This window comes from Microcystis sp. LEGE 08355 (assembly GCF_015207185.1).
In the GTDB taxonomy this organism is placed as follows: Bacteria; Cyanobacteriota; Cyanobacteriia; order Cyanobacteriales; family Microcystaceae; genus Microcystis; species Microcystis panniformis.
In genome coordinates this window covers 1-3,909 of record NZ_JADEXI010000448.1, presented here as the reverse complement: position 1 = coordinate 3,909, position 3,909 = coordinate 1, and the positions used below count along the sequence as shown (strand labels likewise).

Sequence of the window (3,909 nt, the reverse complement as noted above, 5' to 3'; positions counted from 1 at the left end):
AAACAAGACAAGCGGGGAAAGAAATCAGAGTTCCACCAACGAAAAAGATACCCACCAAAAGAAAGAGCGGTACTTTAATAGTATGGGTCATTAGTTGATAAAAATCACCAAGAAAACCCAATAAATTATTAAAAATTTTAGGTTTGAACCTTTGAGAAACTTTTTTCCTAAGATAATTTTCAGCATCAGAGTTTAGAGGATAAATCACTTGAAAGGTTTGGGGTTTATAAATTTCTTCAATCTGATAAGACCATGCGGTTAATTTGTTTTTCTTTTTTCTTCTTTCTGCCAGTTGATTGATCATAATAACCGTACAGGTTAGATCATGAGGAATCACTAAACAAGGATTTTTTTCTTCTAATAATGGTTTAAATTGCGGCAGTGTTAAAGCATCATTATGACGGGTCTTAGAATCATCATACAAGTGGGGTTGTCCGATATATTTTTGATAAAAATGGTCGAAAGTTGGCTTGTTATTAGTATTAAACCATGCTAATAAATCCGTTAATTTTCCTAATCCTTGCGCTATACAATAACGATATAATAATACTTCTTCTCTGTTGCGATCTTGTCCTTTACTAATAACAGCAATGATTGACCAAGCCTCTTTTTTATTTTTAACTTCTCGACCGATTATAACAAATTTTTGAGGGTTTAAACTTTTAGGAAAGCAAGGAATTTTTAATAATTCCTCATCAATGGCTTGATAAACCACATCGGGAATCGGCTCTAAGGTACAATTCATAAAGTCTTTTTCGGTGTAATCTTCCACCCACCAGAAAACTTGTGGGTGAACTTGTGAAGATTGTACTCTAACTCCTGTACTAAATTCGTGAATCTCAATAATACTCATGATTTTTTGTCAAAAGTAAGGATTATTGCTTAGTATTTATGTACCGTTAATGGCGATCGCCTCACCCTAAAATGAGTCTCTATTCAATCTTTTATCGTAGAATCGGGGGGAAGTTATGCAGGGTAGCGGTTAAATAATACAATTTTATTATAGTTGAGATAAAATTTAGGCGAAGCTGGATCAGCGATCGCATTTAACTTCGATAAATGGGACAGACTAAAGAAAGTTAATGAGGATCAAGTCATGACACCAAATGAGTTAATGTTAGAACGATACTTTACTATCCTAAAAACTAGGTTAAACTGTATAGGGAACTTCAACAAAGGGATGTTGAGTTAAGTCGAAATCTTTAGTATTGTGAGTGACTAATTTAAGATTATAATGAAGGGCAATCGCTGCTTGAATTGCATCGGGTAATTTCCATTTTATGCTCTTTTGATGGGGGAGTTTGTTCAACTTTTTCCTGATTTGTTCACGACGAAGTTGGATGACTAAATCGATGATAGTTTTATCTAATTCTATTAGGTGAAAGTAGGATAAAACTTGTTGAGCTTGATGAAAGGTGGTTTCATCCTCAAATCCAATCAAGACTTCTGCTTTAGTAATGATAGAAATACAAGCATCGTTTTTATGTTTTTAAGATAGCTGGTTGCTGCTGAAACTCCGTTAAAATGGTCAATCAGAATACAAGAATCTATCAGTTTTTTCATGACCATTCCTCTCGAATTTTCTGTTGATATTCTAACCCATCTCCTTTTGTCCATATTCCTTGAGTATTTTCTAAAAGCGTTTCAAAATCGGAAGAAGATTCAGCTATATCTTCTTCAACAACCTCAATATTAATGTTCAGCTTGGTTCCTTCTTTGAAGGGTAAATTAGAGAGAAGGATTTGCTGAGAGTTATCAAGGGTTATCTGAGTTTGATAGGAAGTCATAAGATTAAGCTATTTGAAGATAGTTAAAATCATTATAGCAGAAGTCAGAATTATGAGGTGGGAAGTCGGAAGTAAAAGCTATACAGAACTGTTTTTTCAACCAATTGACTGTATCTCATGAGATTGGGAAATGCTATATATAACTTTGATGGTTCTTTTGGCTGAATACCGAATTTGAATTGATTTTCTCCCGTCTAATTGATAATAATATTAAGTGCAGATAGACTTTAATTTTCCTCAATCAAACGCTAATTGATAGGACGCACAACACTTGCGTCCCTACAGTATATCTAGTTTTTCATAAGAGGATAGCACAACACCCACTTAGGGACCTGGACTATCTATTTCAGGTTGAGATGATGGGGGATTAGATAGTCTCAAAGATACCAGTGAATTGAGTTTTTTATATGTATCACCACCTTCTGACATCAGACCATCATAAGTGTTCCATTTATGAAACTGTTGTTTCTGAAAAGCTTTAATTTTTTCTTTTAACTGTTGGGAGTTCTCCTGTTTGATTATATCCTCATAAGGAGTATCTTTTGGAAAATCTAAGATTTTAACAATAAGCCCTTTTCTTTTTCCTTTTTCTGAATCATCATGAGCGTTATCTTCAACTATAGCGTTTAAGGATTTGACATTAGTTTGCCAATTCGTATCTACAGTGGGTGAAGGAGTTGATAGCCCTAGACTTACTTTAATATCCTTGATTATAGCCTCTCTAGTCTGACTATCTGATTTTACTCCTACAATACCTGTTGGTTTTATCTTTTTTCCTGTTTGATAATTTTCAATTAACTGTTTCCAGTTTATTTCTTTTTGCTCAGATAAGCTTTTTTGTAACTTAAAAATTTTAATAATTGCCTTTTTACTTTTTGTTTTATCAATCTTTTGATACTGAGCCAGATCATTAACTATTTTGTCCAACCCATCTGGTAGAGTTAATTCAGTCATTAATTGTAGTTCCTGATTTACAGATTCTATTTGCTGCTTTAAAGCGAAGATAAAAACCAGTGAAGCCCCTTGTAATAAAAGGGTTATTAATAAAGGGATAATATATGGGATAAAAGGTTCAAACCAAAGGGGTTTTCTTTTAAGAGAAATAATGGTAACATCTTTATCACCTTCAGGAGTTAACGCTATTTTGTCTTCTTTTCCTAAATTGATGGTAACATCTTTATCACCTTCAGGAGTTAACGCTATTTTGTCTTCTTTTCCTAAATTGACTGTCAAATGACACTTTTTCCATAAATCAGTAGGAACATCATGTTTTAAAATTTGAGTAATAACCGCTAGTGTAGTATAATCATTATTAGGATCTGTCTTAATTTCGTGATCTTTTTTATACTTGATCATTGCCTCAAATACCTTGGCTAAATTCTTCAATAACTGTTTGTTACTATCAGATGACGATAGAGACTCAATTTTTCCACCATGATACCAGATTAAATTAATAAAATAATCATTTGCCTGTAATTGACGATAAATAGCTTGATCACTGGGTTGTATAACTAAGTGAAGCTGGTTAATGTTATGAGTCTTTAAACTTTGATTAACCTCATCTAAGGATTTCATGGTTAAATCAGGGACTCGAGGAGGAGCATCCGTGATCAGAAGGATAACTTTAGTCGAATCTGAGCGAAAAGGCTGATTTGCTGCTAAATTTAAAGCATCTAAACTGCTTTCTGGAGCATCTCCGCCATTAACTTGTTGAATTTCCGCCACTTTTTGCCTAAATAAAGTCGGATCTGCGGTAAAAACTCCGTCGGGAAAGCTTAAAATCTGGCTTTCTTCCCCATATAAGCGATCGCCAAAGGCAATTAAACCGATTTTTGCATCTAGCTTTTGACTGCTTAATTCTTGGGAAAACTGCTGAATTCCCTCTTTTACGCCATTTATCTCCTCATTCATACTTCCAGTGACATCTAAAACGAAGAGTATATCTACTTTAGGAATAGAGGGAGTGACAGGGGTAATAGCAGGGGGTAAGGCAAATTGACATCCTCGCCGCCCTAAAAGTGCGGCGATTCCTAAACCTCACGATTTAAGTTTCTGCTTCCACCACCGTCGCATACCACAGTTAAAAAACCATGTACTGTCTTACACAGAGTCCACAGACTTT

The 3,909-nt window shown here is 34.5% G+C and carries 4 protein-coding genes; all 4 read right to left on the bottom strand.

Features of this window, described 5'->3' with window-relative positions:
- A partial coding sequence (locus tag IQ242_RS26345) for a hypothetical protein (RefSeq protein ID WP_228021088.1) occupies window positions 1-853 on the bottom strand: 853 nt, incomplete at its 3' end.
- 297 nt (window positions 854-1,150) lie between these two features.
- The gene (locus tag IQ242_RS18940; RefSeq protein WP_228021087.1) at window positions 1,151-1,441 is read right to left on the bottom strand and encodes a type II toxin-antitoxin system VapC family toxin; all 291 of its coding nucleotides are present in this window, start codon (window positions 1,439-1,441) and stop codon (window positions 1,151-1,153) included.
- Window positions 1,442-1,559: 118 nt separating this feature from the next.
- Complete coding sequence (locus IQ242_RS18935) at window positions 1,560-1,787, bottom strand: hypothetical protein (protein ID WP_193961032.1); 228 nt, start codon at window positions 1,785-1,787, stop codon at window positions 1,560-1,562.
- Window positions 1,788-2,111: 324 nt separating this feature from the next.
- A complete protein-coding gene (locus tag IQ242_RS26340; RefSeq protein ID WP_370583025.1) occupies window positions 2,112-3,728 on the bottom strand; it encodes a VWA domain-containing protein in 1,617 nt (538 codons plus the stop codon).
- Window positions 3,729-3,909 lie beyond the last annotated feature (181 nt).

Coding starts and splice junctions, on each gene's coding strand:
- IQ242_RS18935 (WP_193961032.1), bottom strand. CDS start 1,787: ATGACTTCCTATCAAACTCAGATAACCCTTGATAACTCTCAGCAAATC.